This is a genomic window from Kitasatospora sp. NPDC127116 (genome assembly GCF_042677365.1).
Classification (GTDB): Bacteria; Actinomycetota; Actinomycetes; order Streptomycetales; family Streptomycetaceae; genus Kitasatospora; species Kitasatospora lactacystinica.
In genome coordinates, this window is the sequence record NZ_JBHXTL010000116.1 from 1 (window position 1) to 3,118 (window position 3,118).

The 3,118-nt window shown below is 75.0% G+C and carries 2 protein-coding genes; both read left to right on the forward strand.

Features of this window, described 5'->3' with window-relative positions:
• The first annotated feature begins 150 nt into the window (after positions 1-150).
• Positions 151-1,506, forward strand: coding sequence for a VWA domain-containing protein (locus tag ACFVHV_RS33665; protein ID WP_359906657.1), 1,356 nt, complete (start codon positions 151-153; stop codon positions 1,504-1,506).
• 346 nt (positions 1,507-1,852) lie between these two features.
• On the forward strand, positions 1,853-2,983 hold the full coding sequence (locus ACFVHV_RS33670; RefSeq protein WP_380356346.1) for an FHA domain-containing protein: 1,131 nt from the start codon (positions 1,853-1,855) through the stop codon (positions 2,981-2,983).
• Positions 2,984-3,118: the final 135 nt, after the last annotated feature.

Below are 3,118 nucleotides of genomic sequence, written 5' to 3' on the forward strand. Positions count from 1 at the left end.
CCGCCCTTCCCGCCGACCCCCCCGAACCACCCTACGGCCTCCCCGAACACCCGCGTTCCGCCACGACTGCCCGCCCCCCGGGCCCCCCCTGCGGCCCGCCCCACCGTCCTGAGCACGTCCACCCCTCACCCGACGGGAGCCGACCGCCCCATGGCAACACTGGCGAAGCCGAACCTGCCCAGGTTCAACGTGGAGATCTTCCAGAACGAGTACCTGGCCGACGGCGCCCGCGAGGTCAACGCCATCGTCACCGTCACCGCGACCGGCGGCGGCACCTCCGGCGGCCGGCCGCTCGGCTTCGCCGACGCCGCCCCGGCGGGCACCGGCGCCGCGGCCGCCGTGGTCGTCCTGGTGGACTGCTCGGGCTCGATGGACTACCCCAAGAGCAAGATCAACGGCGCCCGCGAGGCCACCGCCGCCGCCATCGACGCGCTGCGCGACGGCACCGCCTTCGCCGTGGTCGCCGGCACCCACGAGGCCCGCGACATCTACCCCGGCGACGGCACCCTCGCCATCGCCTCCGCCACCACCCGCGGGCAGGCCAAGGAGTCGCTGCGCCGGCTCACCGCCGCCGGCGGCACCGCGATGGGCACCTGGCTGGCCAAGGCCGACAAGCTCTTCCTCACCCGCCGCGACATCGCCATCCGGCACGCCGTCCTGCTCACCGACGGCAACAACGAGCACGAGTCCGCCGAGGACCTGGCCCGCACCATCGAACTGGTGACCGGCCACTTCACCGCCGACTGCCGCGGCGTGGGCACCGACTGGCGGATCGACGAGCTGCGCAGGATCTCCTCGGCGCTGCTCGGCACCACCGACATCGTCGCCGAACCCTCCGGCCTGGCCGAGGACTTCCGCTCGATGATGGCCGGGGCGATGGGCAAGCAGGTCGCCGACGTCGCCCTGCGGATCTGGACCCCGGCCAACGCCACGGTCAGGTTCGTCAAGCAGGTCGCCCCCGCGGTCGAGGACCTGACCTCCCGCCGCACCGAGGCCGGGCCCCGGGCCGGCGACTACCCCACCGGCTCCTGGGGCGACGAGAGCCGCGACTACCACGTCTGCGTCGAGGTGCCGGCCGCCTCGGTCGGCAACGAGATGCTGGCCGCCCGGATCAGCCTGGTGCTGCCCGACCAGGTCGCCGGCGGCACCCCGGAGGTGCTCACCCAGGGCCTGGTCAAGGCGGTCTGGACCGACGACCTGGCCTCCTCCACCCGGATCAGCCCGCAGGTCGCCCACTACACCGGGCAGGCCGAGCTCGCCTCCTCCATCCAGGAGGGCCTGGAGGCCCACCGGGCCGGGGACGTCGACCGCGCGACCGCCAAGCTGGGCGCGGCCGTCCGGATCGCCCACGCGACCGGGAACGAGGGCACCTACAAGCTGCTCCAGAAGGTGGTGGACGTGGTGGACCCGAAGGAGGGTACGGTTCGGTTCCGTAAGAACGTGAGCGAGGCCGACTCGATGACCCTTGAGACCCGGTCGACCAAGACGGTACGTGTGAAGAAGTGACCGCTGAAGACGTGACCGGGCCGGCACCCCGGCGCGACGCCGCACCGAGCCGGCCCGAAACGAGGGGGACCTGATGCCGATCTGCCCGAGGGGCCACGAGTCGCAGGCCGAGGACTGGTGCGACTTCTGCGGCTTCCCGATGACTCCGCCGGCCCCCACGCCGGGGGCGCACGGAGGCTACCCGGGGGCGCCCGGGGCCGACCCCGCGCCCGGCGCGCACGCCGGACACCACCCGGGGTACGGCGGCGCGTCCTTCGGCGCTCCGCCGCCTCCGCCGCCGATGCCGCCGGGGGCCGTTCCCCCGGGAGCCGTCCCGCCGCCCGGGGCACCCCTGCCGCCCCCGGGCATGGTGCCCCCGCCCCCGCACGGGGCCGTCCAGCCCCAGGCCGGGCCGCAGGGCCTCACCGCGGGCCTGGCCGTCTGCCCGATCTGCCGCAGCCCGCAGACCGGACGGTTCTGCGAGGAGTGCGGCTACGACTACGAGCTCTCCACGCCCTCGCGCCGCCAGGCGCCCGGCGCCGGCCACCTCCCGCCCGGCCCGGCCCAGCAGCCGCCGCTGAACATCCCGGCGGCCTACGGCGGCACCCCGCCGCAGGCCCCGCCCGGTCACGCCCCGGCCGGCCAGCCGCCGTTCGGTCACGCCCCCGCCGGCCAGCCGCCGTTCGAGCAGCCGCCGTTCGGTCACGCCCCCGCCGGCCAGCCCCCGTTCGGAGAGTCACCGTTCGGACAGCCGCCGGCCGCCCAGCAGGCCGTCGCGCCGCCCGTCCAGCAGCAGCCGCAGGCCCCCGCACACCCGCACACCTACGGCTACCCGCCCGCCCAGCCCGGCACCGGGCCGACGGCACCTCCCGGCCACCACGCCGGGGGCGAGGGGCCCGCGCCGGAGGGCGCGTTCCCCGACACCTCCGTGCGCGAGGACTCCGGCCCGGTCTACGCCCACCCGGCCGGCCCCGGCCCGAACAGCCGCGGCGGCGACTTCGGCACCTCCTTCAACCTGGCCCCGCCGCAGCAGGCGCAGCAGGCACAGCCGCAGCAACCCCGGGAACCCGCCCCGGCCGAGCCGGTGCGGACCAACTGGATCGCCGTGGTCGCGGCCGACCGGGACTACTTCACCGAGATGATGGCCCGCAGCGGCCCCGAGGCGGCCGGCCTGTTCTTCCCGCCGTACTGCCCCGAGCGCCGGATCCCGCTGACCGGCCGCGGCCAGCTGCGGATCGGACGGCGCAGCCAGCACCGCGGCACGGTGCCGGAGATCGACCTGTCCGTCCCGCCGGAGGACCCGGGCGCCTCGCACCAGCACGCGCTGCTCGCCGAACAGGCGGACGGCAGCTGGGTCCTGGTCGACCAGGACTCGACCAACGGCACCACCGTGAACGGCGGCGCGGAGCCGATCACCCCGCACACCGCGATCCCGCTGAACGACGGCGACCGGATCCACATCGGCGCCTGGACCACCATCACCGTGCACCGCGGCTGAAAGACCGCCACATCATTCCCTGATGGGTCATCAGCGCCAACTCCGGTCGGGGCGGGGGGGGTTGGGCAAACCCACCGCCCCCCGAATGTTGTTTGAGGATAAAAAAAAAAAGAAAATAAAACGCAACGGGTTGAG